This window comes from Fulvivirga sp. M361 (assembly GCF_007097395.1).
Classification (GTDB): Bacteria; Bacteroidota; Bacteroidia; order Cytophagales; family Cyclobacteriaceae; genus Fulvivirga.
On record NZ_VKDC01000131.1, the window covers coordinates 1 to 250 of the forward strand.

Here is a 250-nt window from a genome sequence, read left to right on the forward strand (position 1 = left end):
CAGCAAATAGCTTCCCGAACATGTTTTCGGTCATGGATTTCATCACTTTAAGGTTCCTGTCATCTACATTACCTTTGGTTAAAAAGAAAGCGATGATCTCTCCTTTGTCATTGATGATCAGATGCCGCTTAAAGCCATAAAACCATCCAATGGAACAAAACCCTCTTTCCGCTACTGTTTTGAAGGTTCTGTGCTGATGTATCCTTCGATTATGACATACTTTCAAGTGCGTTGAATCGATAAAACTTAT

1 protein-coding gene is annotated in these 250 nt (G+C 38.8%); it reads right to left on the bottom strand.

Translation table 11 applies throughout. From position 1 onward, the window contains the following. On the bottom strand, positions 1-250 hold a 250-nt coding region (locus tag FNH22_RS31855), incomplete at both ends, for a transposase (RefSeq protein ID WP_143402583.1).